The organism is Vibrio crassostreae (genome assembly GCF_041439375.1).
Classification (GTDB): domain Bacteria; phylum Pseudomonadota; class Gammaproteobacteria; order Enterobacterales; family Vibrionaceae; genus Vibrio; species Vibrio crassostreae_D.
Genome location: NZ_JBGONY010000014.1, coordinates 1 through 18,551, shown reverse-complemented (window position 1 = coordinate 18,551; position 18,551 = coordinate 1). Strand labels below are relative to the sequence as shown.

The 18,551-nt window shown below is 41.2% G+C and carries 16 protein-coding genes and 2 pseudogenes; 14 read left to right on the top strand and 4 right to left on the bottom strand.

Annotated elements, in window-relative coordinates:
- Positions 1 to 67: 67 nt before the first annotated feature.
- Positions 68 to 499 (top strand): annotated as a pseudogene (locus tag ACED45_RS08285) (GNAT family N-acetyltransferase); the annotation flags it as partial.
- The gene (locus ACED45_RS08280) at positions 497 to 979 is read left to right on the top strand and encodes a tetratricopeptide repeat protein (protein ID WP_371713772.1); all 483 of its coding nucleotides are present in this window, start codon (positions 497 to 499) and stop codon (positions 977 to 979) included. The pseudogene ACED45_RS08285 and the gene ACED45_RS08280, both read left to right, overlap by 3 nt.
- Positions 980 to 1,084: 105 nt before the next feature.
- Here the strand turns inward: ACED45_RS08280 and ACED45_RS08275 are convergent, their stop codons facing one another.
- Together ACED45_RS08275 and ACED45_RS08270 are read right to left on the bottom strand one after the other, a co-directional pair.
- On the bottom strand, positions 1,085 to 2,113 hold the full coding sequence (locus tag ACED45_RS08275; RefSeq protein WP_371713731.1) for a methionine synthase: 1,029 nt from the start codon (positions 2,111 to 2,113) through the stop codon (positions 1,085 to 1,087).
- A gap of 69 nt (positions 2,114 to 2,182) precedes the next feature.
- Positions 2,183 to 3,160, bottom strand: coding sequence for a DUF1852 domain-containing protein (locus ACED45_RS08270; protein ID WP_017630558.1), 978 nt, complete (start codon positions 3,158 to 3,160; stop codon positions 2,183 to 2,185).
- Positions 3,161 to 3,479: 319 nt separating this feature from the next.
- Here ACED45_RS08270 and ACED45_RS08265 point away from each other — a divergent pair, with 319 nt between their 5' ends.
- From ACED45_RS08265 to ACED45_RS08220, 10 genes are all read left to right on the top strand, one after another.
- Positions 3,480 to 4,289 carry a sulfite exporter TauE/SafE family protein gene (locus tag ACED45_RS08265; protein ID WP_371713729.1) on the top strand — a complete coding sequence of 270 codons (810 nt, stop codon included), beginning with the start codon at positions 3,480 to 3,482 and terminating at the stop codon, positions 4,287 to 4,289.
- A 195-nt stretch (positions 4,290 to 4,484) separates the two neighbouring features.
- The gene (locus tag ACED45_RS08260; RefSeq protein ID WP_371713728.1) at positions 4,485 to 4,880 is read left to right on the top strand and encodes a hypothetical protein; all 396 of its coding nucleotides are present in this window, start codon (positions 4,485 to 4,487) and stop codon (positions 4,878 to 4,880) included.
- Positions 4,881 to 5,061: 181 nt separating this feature from the next.
- Positions 5,062 to 6,063 carry a metal-dependent hydrolase gene (locus ACED45_RS08255; protein ID WP_371713727.1) on the top strand — a complete coding sequence of 334 codons (1,002 nt, stop codon included), beginning with the start codon at positions 5,062 to 5,064 and terminating at the stop codon, positions 6,061 to 6,063.
- Positions 6,064 to 6,277: 214 nt separating this feature from the next.
- Complete coding sequence (locus ACED45_RS08250; protein ID WP_371713726.1) at positions 6,278 to 7,894, top strand: endonuclease; 1,617 nt, start codon at positions 6,278 to 6,280, stop codon at positions 7,892 to 7,894.
- Positions 7,895 to 8,549: 655 nt separating this feature from the next.
- On the top strand, positions 8,550 to 9,014 hold the full coding sequence (locus ACED45_RS08245) for a hypothetical protein (protein ID WP_108193855.1): 465 nt from the start codon (positions 8,550 to 8,552) through the stop codon (positions 9,012 to 9,014).
- 27 nt (positions 9,015 to 9,041) lie between these two features.
- Positions 9,042 to 11,816, top strand: a complete 2,775-nt coding sequence (locus ACED45_RS08240; protein ID WP_371713725.1) for a PAAR-like domain-containing protein — start codon at positions 9,042 to 9,044, stop codon at positions 11,814 to 11,816.
- Between the two features lie 8 nt (positions 11,817 to 11,824).
- Entirely contained in the window at positions 11,825 to 12,445 is a 621-nt protein-coding gene (locus tag ACED45_RS08235) for an AHH domain-containing protein (protein WP_108193853.1), read from the top strand.
- Position 12,446: 1 nt separating this feature from the next.
- Positions 12,447 to 13,067, top strand: a complete 621-nt coding sequence (locus ACED45_RS08230; RefSeq protein WP_108193852.1) for an imm11 family protein — start codon at positions 12,447 to 12,449, stop codon at positions 13,065 to 13,067.
- Between the two features lie 55 nt (positions 13,068 to 13,122).
- The gene (locus ACED45_RS08225) at positions 13,123 to 13,749 is read left to right on the top strand and encodes an imm11 family protein (RefSeq protein WP_371713724.1); all 627 of its coding nucleotides are present in this window, start codon (positions 13,123 to 13,125) and stop codon (positions 13,747 to 13,749) included.
- Between the two features lie 564 nt (positions 13,750 to 14,313).
- The gene (locus ACED45_RS08220) at positions 14,314 to 15,393 is read left to right on the top strand and encodes a cytotoxin (protein ID WP_371713723.1); all 1,080 of its coding nucleotides are present in this window, start codon (positions 14,314 to 14,316) and stop codon (positions 15,391 to 15,393) included.
- 460 nt (positions 15,394 to 15,853) lie between these two features.
- Here the strand turns inward: ACED45_RS08220 and ACED45_RS08215 are convergent.
- Positions 15,854 to 16,114 (bottom strand): annotated as a pseudogene (locus tag ACED45_RS08215) (carboxypeptidase M32); the annotation flags it as partial.
- A 97-nt stretch (positions 16,115 to 16,211) separates the two neighbouring features.
- Here ACED45_RS08215 and ACED45_RS08210 point away from each other — a divergent pair.
- Complete coding sequence (locus tag ACED45_RS08210; RefSeq protein WP_371713722.1) at positions 16,212 to 17,543, top strand: recombinase family protein; 1,332 nt, start codon at positions 16,212 to 16,214, stop codon at positions 17,541 to 17,543.
- Positions 17,515 to 18,120, top strand: a complete 606-nt coding sequence (locus ACED45_RS08205) for a hypothetical protein (protein ID WP_371713721.1) — start codon at positions 17,515 to 17,517, stop codon at positions 18,118 to 18,120. The genes ACED45_RS08210 and ACED45_RS08205 overlap by 29 nt, the downstream gene beginning before the upstream one ends.
- Before the next feature lie 105 nt (positions 18,121 to 18,225).
- Here ACED45_RS08205 and ACED45_RS08200 read toward each other — a convergent pair whose 3' ends face one another.
- Positions 18,226 to 18,429, bottom strand: coding sequence for a hypothetical protein (locus ACED45_RS08200; RefSeq protein ID WP_371713720.1), 204 nt, complete (start codon positions 18,427 to 18,429; stop codon positions 18,226 to 18,228).
- Positions 18,430 to 18,551 lie beyond the last annotated feature (122 nt).

Below are 18,551 nucleotides of genomic sequence, written 5' to 3'. Positions count from 1 at the left end.
AAATGATTCAACATATTTGGCATTTTTCAATGCCGTACTCAGGTGTGATTTAAAACAAGGACAGAGTATGGAAGTAAGGTTAGTCAAAGCCTCAGACCCTAAGTTCGCTGAATCGATCACCAAAACGAATATGGCGAGTTACTATCAGGCTCGTGGCATCGCTTGGGGTCATAGTCAGTTTTTACGCAGCTGGGGTGAGCTGGATAACTATGAGGCTTATGTGGGGGATAGCCGTATTGGTGTTATTCGCTTCAGTTACACTAGTGATACAACGTTTCTTAGGGACTTGCAGATATTAGCTGAATATCAAGGTAGAGGCTTTGGTTCGAAGTGTCTGGATCTAGTTATTAAACATGCGAACAATCAATCATCGGCTCAATTGGTGTTGCGCGTGTTCAGTGAGAATCCCGCTATTAAGCTTTATCAATCAAAAGGTTTTACTCAGTTGTCTGAAGTGAAAGGACTCGTTGAAATGGAACTGATTTTAGGTAGAACTATGGACACCATTATCAAACAAGCAATCGAATTGCGAAAAGAAGAGAAGTACCAAGAGTCACGTGACTTGTTGGCAACGCTACTCACTGATGAAAATTATGCCGCGAAAGCGCACTTGCAGATCGCGTGGTCTTACGATAATCAAGGTAAAGAGCGACAGGCGATTGAGCACTATGTGCTATCTCTGTCTGGAGTGCTTTCTTCAGTAGAGCGTTTTGATGCGCTGTTCGGTTTGGCGAGTACTTATCGAAGCCTTGGTCTTTATGCAGAGGCTTTAGGCTATTTCGACCAGACTATGGCTGAATATCCTGACTCGATAGAGGTGAAACCTTTCTACGCAATGTGTTTGTACAATTTGGGTCGCCATAAAGAGGCGACGTCGCTATTACTTGAGCTTTTGGTATCTACGACTAATAGCGATGCGATTAAAGCGTACCAACGCGCGATCTCTTTATATGCTCAAGACTTAGATAAAACTTGGTAAGCCGCTGCTTATAAAGATCATGTACTAATATAGAAAAAGCCTAAGCATCAATAGGATACTTAGGCTTCAAGAATTCGGTTTTAGTTTTGGTTTGAGTTTAAACCGTTACTCTGAAAGTTCTTTACGAACGATCTCTGCGCCAGCGCTTAGCGCATTGAGCTTAGCTGAGGCAATTTCACGAGGAAGGGGAGCCATACCGCAGTTGGTGCAAGGGTAGAGCTTGTCTGCATCAACATACTTAAGTGTTTCTCTCAGAGTGCTAGCCACTTCTTCTGGTGTTTCAATCGAATCGGTTGCCACATCGATCGCACCAACCATTACTTTCTTACCGCGAACAAGTTCAAGCAGTTCAAGTGGTACGTGAGAGTTGTGGCACTCTAATGAGATGATATCGATATTCGATTGCTGCAGCTTAGGGAATACTTCTTCATATTGGCGCCACTCAGTGCCTAATGTCTTTTTCCAATCTGTGTTTGCTTTGATTCCGTAACCATAGCAAATGTGTACTGCGGTTTCGCATTTAAGCCCTTCAATGGCCCTTTCTAAACAAGCGATCCCCCAATCATTCACTTCATCAAAGAACACGTTAAATGCAGGCTCATCGAACTGAATAATATCAACGCCTGCAGCTTCAAGTTCTTTGGCTTCTTCGTTGAGGATCTTTGCAAATTCCCACGCCAGTTTTTCACGGCTTTGGTAATGCGCATCGTAAAGTGTATCAATCATGGTCATAGGCCCCGGCAAAGCCCATTTGATCGGTTGGTCTGTTTGCTGGCGTAAGAATTTAGCATCTTCAACAAACACCGATTTCTGACGAGAAACTGGGCCAACAACCGTCGGTACACTTGCATCGTAGCGGTCGCGGATTTTAACGGTTTCACGCTTCGCGAAATCGACACCATTCAGGTGTTCAATGAAGGTGGTCACAAAGTGTTGGCGGGTTTGTTCGCCATCACTCACGATATCGATGCCGGCTTGCTGTTGCTCATGCAGAGACACACGCAGCGCATCCTGTTTGCCATCGGTTAACTCGTTGCCTTCCAGTTTCCATGGAGACCAAAGTGTTTCTGGTTGTGCTAGCCAAGACGGCTTAGGCAAGCTGCCTGCTGTTGAAGTCGGTAATAGTGTTTTCATGATAATTCTGCCTGTCCTTAGATTCCCAAAGTGGATCGTATGTTTCCTAATGCGCGTAAAATAGAACGATTACAGCGCGTAGTTGGCAGACCAGTTTTCTAGTACCGACTGATATGGCTTAATGAAGTTTTCTTCTGCGAACTTACCTTGTTCAACAGCTAGTTTGCTTCGTTCTTCTCGGTCATACACGATTTGGGTCAGTGAGTGATCCAAGTTTTTCAAGTTTGGTTGGTAGCAGTTACCCGCAACCGCGTTCGCGTTGTAGATCTCAGGGCGGTAGATCTTCTGGAAAGTACCCATGGTACTGATGGTGCTGATAAGCTCTAGATTAGAGTAATCGTTCAGTAGATCACCAAAGAAATAGAAAGCCAGAGGAGCAACACTGTTCGGCGGCATGAAATAACGAACCTGTAAGCCCATCTTCTTGAAATATTGTTCAGTTAAAGAAGACTCGTTAGGTTGGTATTCAAAGCCTAATACAGGGTGTTGATTTTCAGTACGGTAATAAGTTTTATTATCTGAAACACTCAAACAAATAACAGGTGGTTTCTTAAAGTTCTCTTTGTACGCTTGAGAGTTAACGAAATATTTAAACAGCTTGCCATGTAAATCACCAAAATCTGCTGGAATACTGAATTTATCTTGGCCTTTATTATGATCCAAAAGTAATACGCTGAAGTCATAATCACGAACATAAGAAGAGAAGTTATTCCCGATAATACCTTCTATGCGCTCGTTCGTTTTGTGGTCCAGAATGTTGGTTTTCAGCACTTCAATTGAAGGGAATGCTTCGCCGTTACTTTCAATATCCATATCAACAGAAATGATTTCAAGCTCAACAGAGTAGCGGTCGCCCTTCGGGTTGTCCCAGTGTGCTAACGCATTGAAACTGTTATCGATCATTTGTAGTGCGTTACGTAAGTTCGCTTGACGGCTGTCGCCACGAGCCAAGTTAGCAAAGTTAGTTGTGATACGCGTGCTGTCTGCAGGCTGGTAGTTTTCGTCGAGGCTAATGCTCTTAATCGTAAAGTTAAATTCATTGTTCATGTTGATCTAGTATCCCAATTCGTTGTCTGATTCTCTCGGTCTTTAATATTTAAGTGCTTTATTTTTGCGTGTGACCGGATTAAGAATCGAGGCTGTCTTCACTAAAAGTGTCGTATAAAGTTATTTGCTTAAGGTTTTTATACGTTGATGGGAGTGGGATTAATAATGGTATTACTTCACATTCATCATGAAGAATCTTCATGATCTATATGTTTGAATATTCAAGTCGGTGTCAGTTATATTAATTAGCTTGATGGAAATATAGCCACATTAATAGTGTGTTATTTAAGATAATTAATTTAATTAAGAGATGGATGAAATGAGTGAATTGCTGTTGTTGATTTTCTACTGTGCGTTACTAGGCAGTGGTGTTGGTTTTCTTGCCGGGCTTTTGGGCATTGGTGGAGGGCTGATCATTGTTCCTGTGTTAAGCAGCATTTTACTGTATTTAGAAGTTCTACCATCTGACCAAGTTGTTGTCGCTGCGATTGCGACCTCACTGGCCTCGATTCTATTTACTTCAACGTCTTCTGCGCTCGCTCACCACAAGAACGGCAACGTGCCTTGGAACATTGCACCTTGGATCATGTTAGGTGTCGCGCTTGGCGCTTTGGTTAGTGGTTTTATGGCGGCGTTATTACCTGAAAAGGTGGTTCGTATCGTGTTTGCTGTGAGCGTAGTTCTTATCGCGATTAAGATGTTCTTAAGCAGCAAAAGTGACGCGCCTAAAGAGCGAAAGCTACCAAATAAAGGTGTATTAACGGTTCTGACAACCATTACGGGTGGTTTGTCTGCCATGATAGGGATTGGTGGCGGTGCGTTACTCGTTCCATTGCTTACGTTCTTTTCGGTCGATATGAAAAAGGCGATCGGTTGTGCATCTGCATGTGGCATTGTCATCGCGCTATTTGGCTCGATTGGTTACATCAGTTCGGGTAGTAGCCACTTTGCTCTAACTGATGGCTTTGCGGGTTTTGTTTATTTACCAGCACTTCTGGGTATCGTGTGCACGTCTTGGTTTACGGCCCCGTTAGGCGCCAAAGCGACAAACCATTTACCCGTTCCAACCATCAAGAAGATATTCTCAGTGCTGTTGGTTGTTATCGCGGCAAGCATGGTGGCTCGTTAATTTCAGATAGTTCATGACCTATCTGGCTGATGACTTAATTAGATATTTATGTGTGAAACGCCACGTAAATGTCTAATTGCGATCTGAGCCCTTCAATAGTGTAATTCTACCCTTTAAATGCATCACTACTCATAATAAACTTATCCTGTTTTATAAATATCTCGAATATGCTCAAGCGCTTACCCAAAGGAATCTATGATGGCACGGGAAATCTCATTTAAAGGTAATGGGCCGCAATGGAACGTTGTTTTATCAATGACGATAACCTATGCGATCGTATCTCTGATGATCAGTTTCTTTTATCAAACTGAATTGCAGCTTTTTCCTTTCATCACCTCAATTACCCTCATGACTTTGGTTTACATGTTTGCCTCAAGGCTCACGAAAAGCCATTTGTCTTTAGACGATGGAAACGTGTATTTGCATGGCATTAAGGCGAACCTAGCGGTTAAAAAGTCTTTGTTTGGTCATTCTTTTATTGAAGTGAAATCCTTAACCGAAAAAGGTTACCACAAGGTGAATATACGCAAAGGGCAGGTTGAGCTATCTGATTGGGAGCTATTGCTGAGTAAGACGACACAATCACGTTGATCAGATTCGAGTACTGAGAACCTAATAGGAGCAGTCCTCAGGCTGCTCTTTTTTGTTTGCCAGTCTACACTTATACGATTATGTCTATGAGTATGTTGACAAAATCTTGTTGTTTAACTGGATTCACTGCTATAGCTAAATGTTTTGTTCAGTTCAAGGGAATGCTAAAAGTGGGTGATTTATGGATCCGTTAACGCAGGGCGTGCTAGGCGCTTCTTTGTCACAATCGGCGAGTAAAAAACAACATTTGGTGGTCGCTGGGGTTTTAGGTTTACTCTCTGGAATGGCGCCAGATTTAGATGCGTTTATTCGATCGGAGAGTGATCCTTTACTCGCATTGGAGTTCCATCGACAGTTTACCCATTCACTTTTGTTTATTCCTATTGGCAGCTTGATTTGCGCTCTGGTTTTGTACCCTTTGATTGCAAAAAGGCGTGGTCTCTCGTTTAAACAGAGTTGGCTGTATTGCGCGTTAGGTTATGGCACACATGCTTTACTCGATTCTTGTACTACGTATGGCACTCAACTGTTCTGGCCGCTCACCAACGAACGTTACGCTTGGAATACCATTTCGATCATCGATCCTGTCTATACACTGCCCATCTTAATATTGCTTGCGTTTGCAACATGGAAGCGAACTCCTTGGTTGGCTCGCATTGCGTTTCTATGGGCTTTGACTTATCCGACGTTAGGCATGATTCAGAGGGATAGGGCAGAAGCGATAGGATGGCAATTAGCACAAGAACGCCAACATACGCCTATTCGCTTAGAGGCTAAACCGAGTTTTGCGAATATCTTAGTGTGGAAAGTGGTGTACGAAACCGAATCCAGATACTACGTAGATGCTGTTCGAGTCGGCACTTCTGTTAAAACCTATCCTGGAGACTCTATTGCTAAACTGAATGTGAGTCAGGATTTCCCCTGGCTTGATCCTAATTCCCAACAAGCTAAAGACATTGAACGTTTCCGTTGGTTCTCGAATGGTTATATTGCACAGGATCCAACGGATGAGCTGCGTGTTATCGATGTTCGATATTCTATTGTTCCAAACCAACTCAAAGCGCTTTGGAGCATCAAATTGTCTCAATCTGTCGATGCAGACACACACATAAAGTACGAAACCCACAGGGACAACACGCCAGAATCCAGACAGATCTTTTTAGATATGTTGAAAGGCGATTAATGGTTAGAGGTCTTGAAAGCAAAAAGGCTGAGTCAGATAACCTGCTCAGTCTTTTCTATTCGTTTATTTAACCGGTCGATGTTACATTGCTTTACATCACATATATTAATAAAATCCATAATGCTTACATTTATAAATGTGATTTATATCTCCATTCATTTTTTGATTACTTTCTAAGCTTAGTTGGTTTTTATCCAATTAAACAGAAGGTTATATGATAAATAGAATAATAACACTAAGTGGCGTTGCATTACTTTGTTCAGCGAGTGCACATGCGCAAATGCAAAATGGAAGTTTCGAAAACTGGGAAGGAAACGTACCATCTGGATGGAGTGTGATTGACTCCGGCATTGCAGTTTCACCCTCTAGCGTTCCTGTAAATAACGGCAGTTTCTCTGCGCAAGTAACAGTGAATACAGGCACTCAAAGTAATACCGATTTTCTACAAACGATACGTGTTGAACAAGGGAAAACTTATGATTTCTCTGTCGATGTTTACCACACTGAAGGTAACGTGAAAGCTCGCCTTTTTATTGATGGCTATTTAGGCTACTCGAATAATGGTTTAACGAATCAGTGGCAAGCATTGACTCACTCGTACAGCGCTACGAGCACTAAAGATATCGTTGTGGGCATACGATTTTATGATGATGCAGGTTTTGATGGTTCGGAAGTGGTGTATTTAGATAACTTTCAACCGACGGAGACTCCGCCAACACAAAGCTGCAATGACACAAGTGCCGCACTCACGCTAGTGACTGATAACTATGGTTCTGAAACCAGTTGGTCTCTCAAAAACTCAGTTTCTCAAACTCTTTATTCTGGTTCAGACTATAAAAATAACACCATCAATGAAGTGGAAATGTGTTTAGCTGATGGTAGCTACATCTTAGAAGTCTCAGACTCTTATGGAGATGGAATGTGCTGCAGTGGGGGGAATGGTTCATACAGTTTGTCGGTAAACGGAACCGTTGTGGCATCTGGTGGTGATTTCCAAGCAAGTCAGAGTACAGAATTTACGATTGGTGGTTCAACTACACCACCAACTGAACCACCAGTGTTAGGTGAGTATTACAAAGACGCTGAAGGCAAAGTGGGCTTTGCGTTAAAAACAGCCTTATATCAAATTATTGATAATCATAGTAGTCAGGGTTACACCGCTATTTGGACGTTGGTGTCTGAGGCTGACCTAGACGCATACTATGACACTGATGGGTCGATTCTCGATATGTATTCGGAGAAACCTTCAGGCTCAGATTCAATCCAATTTACTAAGGTGGCCGATCAATGTGGTCAATACAGAAAAGAAGGTGATTGCTACAACCGTGAGCACTCATTCCCGAAAAGCTGGTTTGGTGGAAAAGTCGAGCCAATGAACTCTGACGGTCACCATCTATTTGCCACTGACGGCTACGTTAACTCGAAACGTAGTAATTGGCCATTTGGTGAGGTGAGTAGCGCGACATACACATCAAGCAATGGTTCTAAGTTAGGCAGTGCAGCGAACTCTCTTGGTTATGTGGGTACGGTGTTTGAGCCAATTGATGAGTTTAAAGGTGATTTCGCAAGAGCATATTTCTACATGGCAACACGCTATGAAAATGAAATCGCTAATTGGGAAGGGAACTCTACAAGCTCTGATGCGGTTCTGGATGGAACCAATACAACCGTTTTTGAACCTTGGTTACTTACTATGCTAAAGCGTTGGCATTCTGAAGATCCAGTAAGCCAAAAAGAAATCGACCGAAATAAGGCGGTACATGATTTTCAAGGGAATCGTAATCCGTTTATTGACCATCCAGAGTTTGTAAGCCAAATCTGGGGGAATTAATCGGAATATAACCACCATGACAATGACTTCATGATTATTGAATTGAGCCCAATCCTTTGTTTGGGCTTTTTTATTGAGAGGCATTAGAGAGCATGATTTTAAATATTTGAAAAAGCATATTGTCTGAAGACCCGTATACTTGTCAGTGATCTACACCATCAAACTGGACGCTATGTTAAGCGACTTTCCATACCTTTAGTTATCTCTGAATTGTTAATTTAGGGGAAGCTGTAGCTCATTTATGCCCCATTTCCAGTTAGTGCTTTTACTCATACACACCTTGTTAATGTGTGTTTCCCCTACTAAAAGTTATCTGACATTAGCAGTTGTCAAAGTTAAACGACACAAAAGGCATCATCGTATTGCTTTTTGGCTTGGTATAGCGTTTCTATCATTACTCAAGTGATGTAATACTCTCAGTTTTAAAATGATAGTAATTTCGTGACTTTAATCGCAAATTTAAGTGCGAGATAAATCTGTAGAAAAGTGAAAAACACATGCGATAAAGCCAATTGATTTGCTAGTCTAGTTATATTGATTGGCCTTCATGCCTTTAAAGTCGATTATTCAATCGTAGTGACCATTCATTTCTACAGTACCTATTCAAATCGCCCAGAGATAAAATAATAGGCTCTAAATAATCACTGGGCCCACCATGAATCAAGAGCCACCAAGAGACATTCTTAAGACTACTTCAAAACCTTGCTCTCGAATTGGTTGGGTAGTGGAAGTTCATCCAGAAAAGAATCGAGTCAAAGTAGACTTTGAGCATAACCCATTTTCTCAACCTCTCTGGGCGTCAATAGGCCGTGCTTTTACTCAGTCAGAAATTTTTATGGCCATCGATAATAAACTCGATTGCCGAATCTCTTTTCTATCCGAAGATCTTACCATTCCAACATTGGTTGATATCTATATTTCTTTGCTTGAAGAGCAAGAGCTTGTTGTTAAAGCAAAGAAGATAACACTTGATGCAGAGGAAGAAGTGCTTATTGGCTCTGGAACGACACAAACCAAATATAGCGGAACGGATGGCCGTATCACTACAACAGCCAAGCATCTTAGTAGTAGCGCTGAAAAAATTCATAAGATCCAGGGCGCTAAGGTAAAACTCAACTAATCCACTTAATCTAAGTAGGACATATTAATGGCAGTTACAATAAGTGCAAATGGACTCAGTGTTGTCCATAAAGGCTCGGGAGGAGAGGCGAATGCCACCCTGCCTGATGTGTGCCTTACTACAGTCGGTAAACCTGTTGTACCAATCCCTTATGGAAATAACGCGAAGTCGGCAGATTTAGTGGAAGGCACTACGACAGTAACAGCAGATGGCGGAAACAGTATTGCTTTAAAGGGCAGTAAGTTTGCCAAGAGCACAGGTGATGCGGGCGGGGACAAGAAAGGCGTAGCATCGGGTACGATAGAGGCCGAGGCCGAATTCATTTCCGCATCACCGAGTGTCATCATCGAAGGGAAAGGCGTGGCTAGGTTGTCAGACCAAATGACAATGAACAAGGCCAATACCATGTGCCTAGGCGGGGTTCAAAACCCTGCCGTCACGGTCACTGAAGATGAAGAAGGCACTTACACTGTCTACATCAAGGCTAGATACCCGAATGGTGTACTTCTCAAGAACGCAGATTTTGACATTACCGATGTCTCTGGTGGCGCTCTGTCTCCTAGTAACTTTGATAACTCTGGCAAAAGCAAAGTATCAGGCTTAAAGCCGGGTCAAATCAAAATTCTGGTTAAAGAAAGTACGGATGAGTTTATTGCTACCCCAGTTCGTATAGCCAACCCACACTACCTACCCGATTACAATGATGATGACTTCTTTGATAGGTCTGCTCAGGGACAGCAAACCTTCTGGCACCCGAATCGTATTGCCCCGCCAGTAGAAGGCTGGGGAACTATGGGGCCTAGCCTCACCGCTGACCGATATTTTGCCGATATTGTGAAAGCAGAAACGAAAGCCCACTTCGAGTTTAGACACCCTGATTTTCATTTCAGCGTATTGGCAGAATCGCTAATCGCGGGAATTGATAGTCTCTCTGATACCAGTTTTGACAGTGTACTAGCGAACGGGTTACCAATGGTGATGGAAGAAGGGGAAATCCTCTCCGTCTTATTTCGTTTACCCAAGCATGAAACCGCAGACCGTATGCTGGCTTACATGCGTGCTCGTGGCAAAGGCAACCCGCAGGTTTTCATCAATAGCTACCCTTGGGATAAGGCTAAGAATACACTCAACTCTGAACTTGAAGGTCTACTTAGTAAAATAAAGGGGCGTGTTGAATCCCTGAAGTCCGAAGCCAGTCGGTTGAATTACGTTTACTTATCTTCTGATATCTATGAGAAGCATGTAAGCACCATTGATACCTATGCTAAAAAGCTATCCGATAACCTCAGCCAAGCTTTCAAGCGTATGGAGAAGAAAGCTAACCAACTTATAAGTGATGTGTCAGCTGTCTCGGTCATTCAAACGCCCGATCATGTTTATTCTGCCGAAGCAGGAACGATTGAGGTGGTAGTGAATACGATACCGAAAATAGATTTAGAGGAGCAGAAATGGGTCAAGGTTCGTGCAATATACTCCGATCGTTGGCAGACACCTATCTATGCTAAAAACCTGAAAATAACTGCCAACTCGGTGGTGCATGAAGAGAACGTATCACTCAATGCTTTACCCTTGAATAGTACGGAATCTGAAACCATAGATTTGGCTGTCGAAACAAATAAAGTTGAAGGTGGTGTAGCGGTATTTGACACATTAAAACCTAACACAGATAGCGTGACTGTAGAGTTCGTTGGCGAACCAAGTATTGAGAAGCAAATAGTCAATATCCAAGACAGCGTTGAGGCAACACTTGATGGTACATACAACGCACTTATTGAGGACATGAAAGGATTCCAACAACAATGGGATGAAGAGGGTTACTGGACTTTAGGTGACGGAGTGATTGACGGCGCTCAAGCTTGGGGTGCTGATATTGTTGATATGTTGTCTCCTAGTTTTTGGGGAGACGCTGCGGACACTATCTCAGATTTATCTTCTTCTGCTGTCGATAAATTGGCGATTTATTCAGTCGATAAGTTCAACTCGATCACCAAGGCAATGCTTAACGAGAAGGGGCAACTTAAAAATCCTACCTGGGTATTGGAAACAATAGGAAAAGAGTTTGACTCATTCCAAGACAGTGTTTTTGAATCCGCCGATGAAGCGATTGAAGATGTGAGTAAACTGTACGCGGAAAGCCAAGATGTGGTGCGAAAGTTAGAGTGTATTGCTAAGCACCGAAAGACAATCCTAGAGCTTCCACAGAAAATCTCAAATGGTGATGTTGATGCGGTCGAAACCTTTGTTGACACTGTGCTGATGGATATCGACCCTGAGTGGGCTGAGGAAATAAAGGGTCACGAGCAGTTCCCTAATGCAATGGCTATAATAGAAGACCACGACACAATTCTGACTTATGTGACTTATCTGTCTTTAATGCTTGAGGCTATTCCACCTAACTTCTATTTCTACTACGGCGGTAAAGCGGGCACATATTTGATCCTAGAACTGATTCTCACTGTTGTGCTGGCTATTTTTACGTTAGGTACAGGAGCAGCGGCTCGTATTGCAACACTAGTAGCGCGTTTTTCGGCTGGTGCTAAGAAGGTCAAAGGAATAAGAAATGCGGCTAAAGCTTTAGATTCATTTATTAAGGCAGTGGAAAGCTTGATTGATGTACTGTCTGATTATCAGGAGCTAGCGGAAAAACTGGTTAAACGCCCACTTGGGAAATTCAAAGGTAAGCCCGTTACAACTATGACTGCGAAAAAGAAAGCAGTGAAACGAGACGCAAGCTGTAGGCTTTGTCATTCCAACCAACATAAAACGCCTCGTTATAAACGGGGTGAGTTAGAGTATATATAGAGTTCACTATGGCTAAAGGATATAGAGAAATTGTACTGGATCCGGCTAAAAAAGATCCTAAACACCCTATTAATCATGGGATAAAAATGCAAGTGCATCATTTGTTGTCGCAACAGGGCTTTATCAAATCAAAAAAAGACAAAGAGTTAATTAGTTATGGGTATGATATTAACGTTAAAGAGAATTTAGTAGCTTTGCCAAATGAAATGGATGCAGCCTGTTATTTAAGGGTTCAGGTTCATCGAGGTAATCATCCTGGTTTTGTAGACAATAATGATAGTGATGATGACCACCCTAAATCCTACCATAAGCACATTGCGAATATGTTGAGGAATGCAACTAAAAAGTTAGAAGATAATTGTGCTACTGGTAATGAGAGAACAGTGCGAAGGTATATTAGCCTGTATAGTCATTCTGTGTTATCAAAAATTAGTGACTTTGAAATACCTTTAACAAAAGCTTACGAAGCATTTGAGAAAAATGAACCAGGCTGTGGTGGAGAAACCTCAGGTCCCGCTTTGTTTGCAAAATATAGTATAGGTGAATCAAGAGTTTGCAATCGAAATGTAGATCATGCAAAGTTTAGTAGTTTTAAACAAGTCCCATATAAGCTGGAAGTCGGTAGATAAAATGAAAGATTACAATGAAGATTACTATTTATTATTTGCAAATCCAGACTATGAAGAATATGACATTGAACCTGATGACTCTTCAGCAAAGCGCAACTATGACTCAGAAGAGCTTGATTTTGGACAAAAACCTTTAATCTTTACAACCGAAACATCTGATTTGAGCTTTGCTAACGGTGATTATGAGATATTTTTCCCAATAGGCAGTATTGTTGTTACGGATAAGTTAAAGGTTAAGTTAGAAGAAGGCTTATACGGTTCTAAATTTTATCCTGCCATTGTAAAAGGTGAAGATAAAGGAATCAGAGAGGATGTATGGGCTCTAAATTTATTTAAACCTTTGGATTGTTGGGACCGAAATAAATCAATTGCCGTATACCCTGGAGGGGCTAAGTCCTTACAAGGAATAGATGTTCTGCCTTCTATTAAATCATTTCATCTTTCTCATGAAGTTCTAGATGAAATACCTGAGAATGACAGGCTAATTTTTGTGATGGATAATACTGACGTTACAAATATATTTGTTCATAGGCGAGTTGTTGATGTTTTCTTCGATGAGAATATCAAAGGAGTAAACTTTTTCAAAGTTAGTCAATATCGTTTTGGAATGGAGTTTGTTTAGAGTTTCACTCTACTTCTAAACAAGTTATTTATTATAGATTAAGAAAGGTATTGCTTTGAATGTATATGATGAATCCTATTATCTTATATTTCCGGATTATGAATTTGAGGACTATGACAATGACCTCACACCAACCTCATATACGGCCAATACTCATTGGAAGTTTGAAAAGTTGAGTTTTGGTATAAAGTCACTTACTTTTGTCTCTGATAATGATAATTTGGATTATTTGCAGCAAGATTACACTATAGCATTTAGCGTACCGAACTTTGTGGTCACAAATAAACTTAAAGAGCTGCTTGAAGGTGGCCTTTACGGCAGTCAGTTTTTTCCTGCGATCATTCAAGATGAGCAAAATAATGCTGTTGAAGGCGTTTGGGCACTGAATACTTTTGATGACTTAGATTGTGTTGATCTAAAGAGAAGTCAATTTTATATGCCAGGTGATGGAAGTAAGGAAATTGATGGATTTTCTATTAAACCAGATATGGATAATTACCGACTTCGAGAAGATGTGCTGGATGCTATTCCAGAAAACGAACGATTAATTTTTCAGCTCGGAAATACATCAAGAGGAAAAATCTTCTTTCATCAAAAAGTAGTCGATATTTTTAAAAAACACGACGTTAAAGGCATAAAATTCTTTAAAGTCAGTGAATTTGAGTATGGGGACCAACATTAAAAATTCGTGACCATATTATTGTTCTCGGTAAGAGAGGTTTCAAGATCTTAGTTATCCGTGTCGAAAATGAAATAGGGAGGGAGTTATCGCTCCCATCTTTTGTCGTTAATTGTCTCTAAGGTCTTTAGGGTATCTGATACCCAGGCACATCATTTCATTCTCACAACAAGGGGCATATAGCGCTCCTCAACGTGGCCTCCAGGGATTCAAGTTTGGCTATTTGCCATACTTTTAGTTATTCATGCTTTGCTAATGTTCGATTTCCCGAAACTGATTTATGTCCAAAAGCTTCTCAGGTAGATTTTTTATCCGTGGCACTTCCTAGCTCGAAAATGCCCCAAACTCAGCTAGACCAAATACTCTACAAGATCTGTGTCGTTCATTTTACTCTACAAAAAGTTATCCAATATAATGCAACTCAAAACGATTTGGCCTTCATTATGATTATTTGACCTGTCAGGTTGCCTATTTAATTGGTTAAATCATCAGATCCTCTTGTTGAGGATAATAAACCACTGAAAATATTGTTATTATCCTTTTTATTTATCAGTGAAGTCGACTCCCATGAGATATGAATCCGCTCCTGTAGCTCCAGAAGAAAGACAAGAAACCACAACAGAACGTGCAGTACGTCAACATCGAGAACGTCAGGAAGAGCTGAGATATACCGCGAGCGATGAGAAACGATGGGCTGAAAATAGAGATCGTGTTCTTGCTGAACGCAAAGCTGCCCAACAAGCTTATGACCCAGCAGATGGTTGGAACAAAAATAAAACTATTGATGGTCGTAGCCGAGAAAAACAGGAAACCAATGCCACGGAAGCCACGACAGAACAGGAAAACCATATTCACGTGGGCGAAGATCGTGAGTTTCCTGATGCAATTCTTTCACCGATGCCAGCATCAAGAAAGGAACTGATCGAGGCGACCGGAACACGTATGTTGCCGTCAGACCTGCTAGGTTCTAGCTTTAATAACCAATGTGTCAGCGCAGAGATCGTTGCTCATCAGATGATATCTCTCAGCCCTGCGACTAAGAGAGAAGTAGAAGAAAGTGGTGAGCTTGTTTTCAGTGGCATGCAATACAAACACGCTCATGGAACAGTAGGCACTATTGAAGTCATTGATACATTCGCGGGTCAACAACCCGATAAAAAAACATCACAGATGGCCTACTGGGTCGCGCAAGGCAAATATCTCGATATACCTAAACACCCTGATCCTCATCGCGATCATTTGTATGTTTTCACACCAAACTTCAGCGGTTGCTCTTTCGTTGTTGATGATTGGAGTGATGATCTAATCAGGGTGTATCACGTGGAAGGCAGCAAAGAAGATCAGCAATACAATGACGTGAAAGACCATCGCAACGGATTAATCAATTACATGAGTTTTCGCGACTACGGTTTCTACCAAAAAGGGAACACCACCATCAAGAGTGTGAATGGCTTTGCGTTTATGCGCTACAACATTCAAGCCCGTCATTGGGAAATTCATTATCAAAAGCAAGAGCATGCACCTGCACTTGGGCGACCAAATACTTCGGCTAAAACACTATTCTCTTCAGAAAAACATTCTGTAAAAGTCATGGTTTCGAAGGAATCTTGCGTGATTGAAACTGGAACCATCGCAATAAAACGCTGAGGCTGAAGTAATAGAACATAAGTGGTTGCTGCAGAAAAACCGAATGAATACCTAAAAACTGGTTTGGGTTGCTGTAGTCGGCCTTATAGATCTACTTTTCATCACAATGTCCCCACCCTTTCTTTAATCATTGAGGTGTTAAAAATTAAGCCAATGTGTAGTCGATTTAACGTAAGTTCACTTAGTCTGCACCCAGCCAATACTTTTTCTGGTGCGATGTTACTCATCGCACTAGCTCTTCAAAAGTAAACTTGCTATACCTGTAGTTATTGATGGCTTACTAATTTAGCAAAGTCGCTGACAAGCTTTTGTCCAATTCCGTGCTAGCAGGTACCAGGATATTCCGTGATTTTTAAGTTCGATGAAGGGATAAAACCTTCAAATCAACCTAAGTATGTTTTGAAAATGTGATTAAAAAGGCTGAATCAATAAACTGACCAGCCTCTATCGATTTATTCTATTAAAGATAACGACTTCTCAAATGATCTTTGAAGTATTGCTCATTCAAGGTTTCGCCCGTTGCGCCTTTCACCAAATCATCTGTTGTTAGTAGGCTGCCTTTGCTCCAAATGTTCGACTCTAGCCAAGTGAAGATAGGCGATAGCTCACCGCTTTCAATTACTGAGTTCACATCAACCGTTTTCTTCATTGAAGCCATGAACTGAGCCGCGTACATCGCGCCTAATGTATAAGATGGGAAGTAACCGAATGCGCCGTCTGTCTAATGAACACTCATTATTTATTAGGGTTTTAGTATAGACCTATGTAAATTGAACAGTCATACTTTCTTCAAATTTAGATTAGTGGAACACTACATTATGCAGTTCATCTCGCATGCTAAACCCCAAATATATTCATATAGAAGGTTTTCTAATTTAAGGCAGGAGAAAGGGCGCTCTTTGGCTCGGCAGAAAAAACTCACAGCGGAAATTGCTGAGAAATTCAATTTATCGCTGAATGATGATTTTTTAATGACAGACAAGGGTCTGTCAGCTTTTCATGGTCATCATAAATCAAAAGGGGCTTTGGGTGTTTTTCTGGCCGCAGTTGAGAACAAAATGGTAAAACCTGGTTCGGTATTAATTGTAGAGTCGCTAGATAGATTGAGTAGGGAACAACCTTATGTGGCGCAAGCAACATTGGCGGCTTTAGTTAGCGCTGATATTACAGTTGTTACTGCGACTGATGAAAAAATTTATTCTAAGGAGACGATGGCGAAGGATCCTTTGGGAACAATGATTATGTCAGTTTTAGAGATGATTCGTGCTCACAACGAATCTCTAGTTAAGACTGAAAGATCTGTGGATTTCATACATTCAGAAATCTTAAAACATGAAAATGGAGAGGTTGCGGATGTAGCTGGAGCTATTCCATTTTGGATTAGCAGAAAACCAAGTCCCGATAAGAAAATCAAAGCTGGATTTGAGTTAAATGAGCACGAGTCAACCATTCGTTTGTTAATTGATATGTATCATGTCCAAGGTAAAGGACTTCGAACAATTAGCCGCGAGCTACATAGCTTAGGGATAAAAGCACCCAAAGGAGGAGATGTCTGGGGTGTTTCGACATTATCTTCGATTTTCAGTAACTCTGCCTTATGCGGAAGACATGAGTTTAAGCTTGAATACCTTAAAGATGGTAAAAAGCAAAAAGAAACATATACGTTAGATTCGTATTATCCTGAAGTTATGACAATAGATGAGTTCGAATCTATGGAAGCCTCAAAGAAAAGGCGCTCAGGGGCTCAAAAAGGTGATAAGAGTAATAAAGGTGGTTTGGTTTACCTCCTAACAGACTATGGGGAAAAATCATTCTGTGCTAAGTGTGGAAGCAGTATTGGTTCACAACCTCAGAGGCAAAAGTATCGTATTCGAAGACGACTACATTGTAGTAAACACAAGGAAACTGAGAACTGTTGTAAAAGTATCGTACAAGATCATATTGAAGATGCGTTTTTAGTGTCAGTCGCGAGGCATATTGACTATAACTTGATCAATACTCAAGTGAAACCAGAAGATATTATTAGAAACTCTGAACGATTGAGTGATATTGATAACGAGATGGGGAATGTGCTCGATATGATTACGCATCGTAAAGGACTCAAAAAGCAAACTGAAACTTATGCAAGATTATGGTGCTCTGGAAAATGAAAAAGAAGAGCTTACCAAGCAAAATTCGGAGTTGAAGCAGTTTAAGATTAGTCCTGAGGACATCAAAGACTTCATTGGCAAAGTTAACGACGCTAGAGATTACCAAAACCATGAAGCGAGGAAGTTTGTAAAGAGTATATTGATGCAGTGTATCCGAAAAATCTCAGTCCATATGGAGAAGAAAAAGTTAGAATGTTATGGGTATCCAAATATTTGTAACAACTCTTTGGTCAATGTCGTCGATGTGGAATTTTACACCGATAAAACCCTAGAGATCTTTATTAGTGCAGAAACCAATGAGCTCTTGTTCTCTAAAATCTGCGATGACTTTGCTGATGATTCATTGGGTAGCTTTACTGAAGAGCAGTTACAACTATGGAATAGCGAAGGTTGGGAACAATTGCAGCAACAACTAGGGAAAGACAGCAGCCAAGACGATGACCCTACAAGCGCAGAAAATTTATGGTTGACCTCTGTTGTAGCAGAGGAAATATCAAAGGCATTTTTGGAATGCGCTGACGATGAAGCTATCGAGTCAGTACTGGAAGATTTAGATGGTAACCAATCGTCAATCTAAAGCTTACGGGCTATTAATTTTCGACACTGCCAATAATATCAATCAGCCTTGGTGAGTCCGCAGGCTGATTGATATGAGATGACAATTATAGTGCTCCTTTACCCGTTACGGTGACACTAATGGATAAACCGCATCCCCCCAAAGCTCATCAGCCCCATCCATCATAATCTCAATAATTGTTGGAACAACATTTTCGAGTAACGCAGTGCAGTCGCGAATTTGTTCTCTATTTGCAGAGCTGTTATAGGTTGCACCACCATGCATCAATTGATTGCGAAGGGTATAGAGCCTTGAGAAAATCACACTCAATACAGTGACGGTGTCACCTCCAGATAGCGCCTTATTGGCTATAGATTTAGCCAGAGACTGTTCTTTCGTAAGCGCGTCATAAACCCCGCATTCTAATCACCTAGCACGAATAATAAGATCAA

Coding starts and splice junctions, on each gene's coding strand:
- ACED45_RS08220 (WP_371713723.1), top strand. CDS start 14,314: ATGAGATATGAATCCGCTCCTGTAGCTCCAGAAGAAAGACAAGAAACC.
- ACED45_RS08245 (WP_108193855.1), top strand. CDS start 8,550: ATGAATCAAGAGCCACCAAGAGACATTCTTAAGACTACTTCAAAACCT.
- ACED45_RS08260 (WP_371713728.1), top strand. CDS start 4,485: ATGATGGCACGGGAAATCTCATTTAAAGGTAATGGGCCGCAATGGAAC.
- ACED45_RS08255 (WP_371713727.1), top strand. CDS start 5,062: ATGGATCCGTTAACGCAGGGCGTGCTAGGCGCTTCTTTGTCACAATCG.
- ACED45_RS08250 (WP_371713726.1), top strand. CDS start 6,278: ATGATAAATAGAATAATAACACTAAGTGGCGTTGCATTACTTTGTTCA.
- ACED45_RS08275 (WP_371713731.1), bottom strand. CDS start 2,113: ATGAAAACACTATTACCGACTTCAACAGCAGGCAGCTTGCCTAAGCCG.
- ACED45_RS08230 (WP_108193852.1), top strand. CDS start 12,447: ATGAAAGATTACAATGAAGATTACTATTTATTATTTGCAAATCCAGAC.
- ACED45_RS08270 (WP_017630558.1), bottom strand. CDS start 3,160: ATGAACAATGAATTTAACTTTACGATTAAGAGCATTAGCCTCGACGAA.
- ACED45_RS08210 (WP_371713722.1), top strand. CDS start 16,212: ATGCAGTTCATCTCGCATGCTAAACCCCAAATATATTCATATAGAAGG.
- ACED45_RS08240 (WP_371713725.1), top strand. CDS start 9,042: ATGGCAGTTACAATAAGTGCAAATGGACTCAGTGTTGTCCATAAAGGC.
- ACED45_RS08235 (WP_108193853.1), top strand. CDS start 11,825: ATGGCTAAAGGATATAGAGAAATTGTACTGGATCCGGCTAAAAAAGAT.
- ACED45_RS08265 (WP_371713729.1), top strand. CDS start 3,480: ATGAGTGAATTGCTGTTGTTGATTTTCTACTGTGCGTTACTAGGCAGT.
- ACED45_RS08205 (WP_371713721.1), top strand. CDS start 17,515: ATGCAAGATTATGGTGCTCTGGAAAATGAAAAAGAAGAGCTTACCAAG.
- ACED45_RS08280 (WP_371713772.1), top strand. CDS start 497: ATGGACACCATTATCAAACAAGCAATCGAATTGCGAAAAGAAGAGAAG.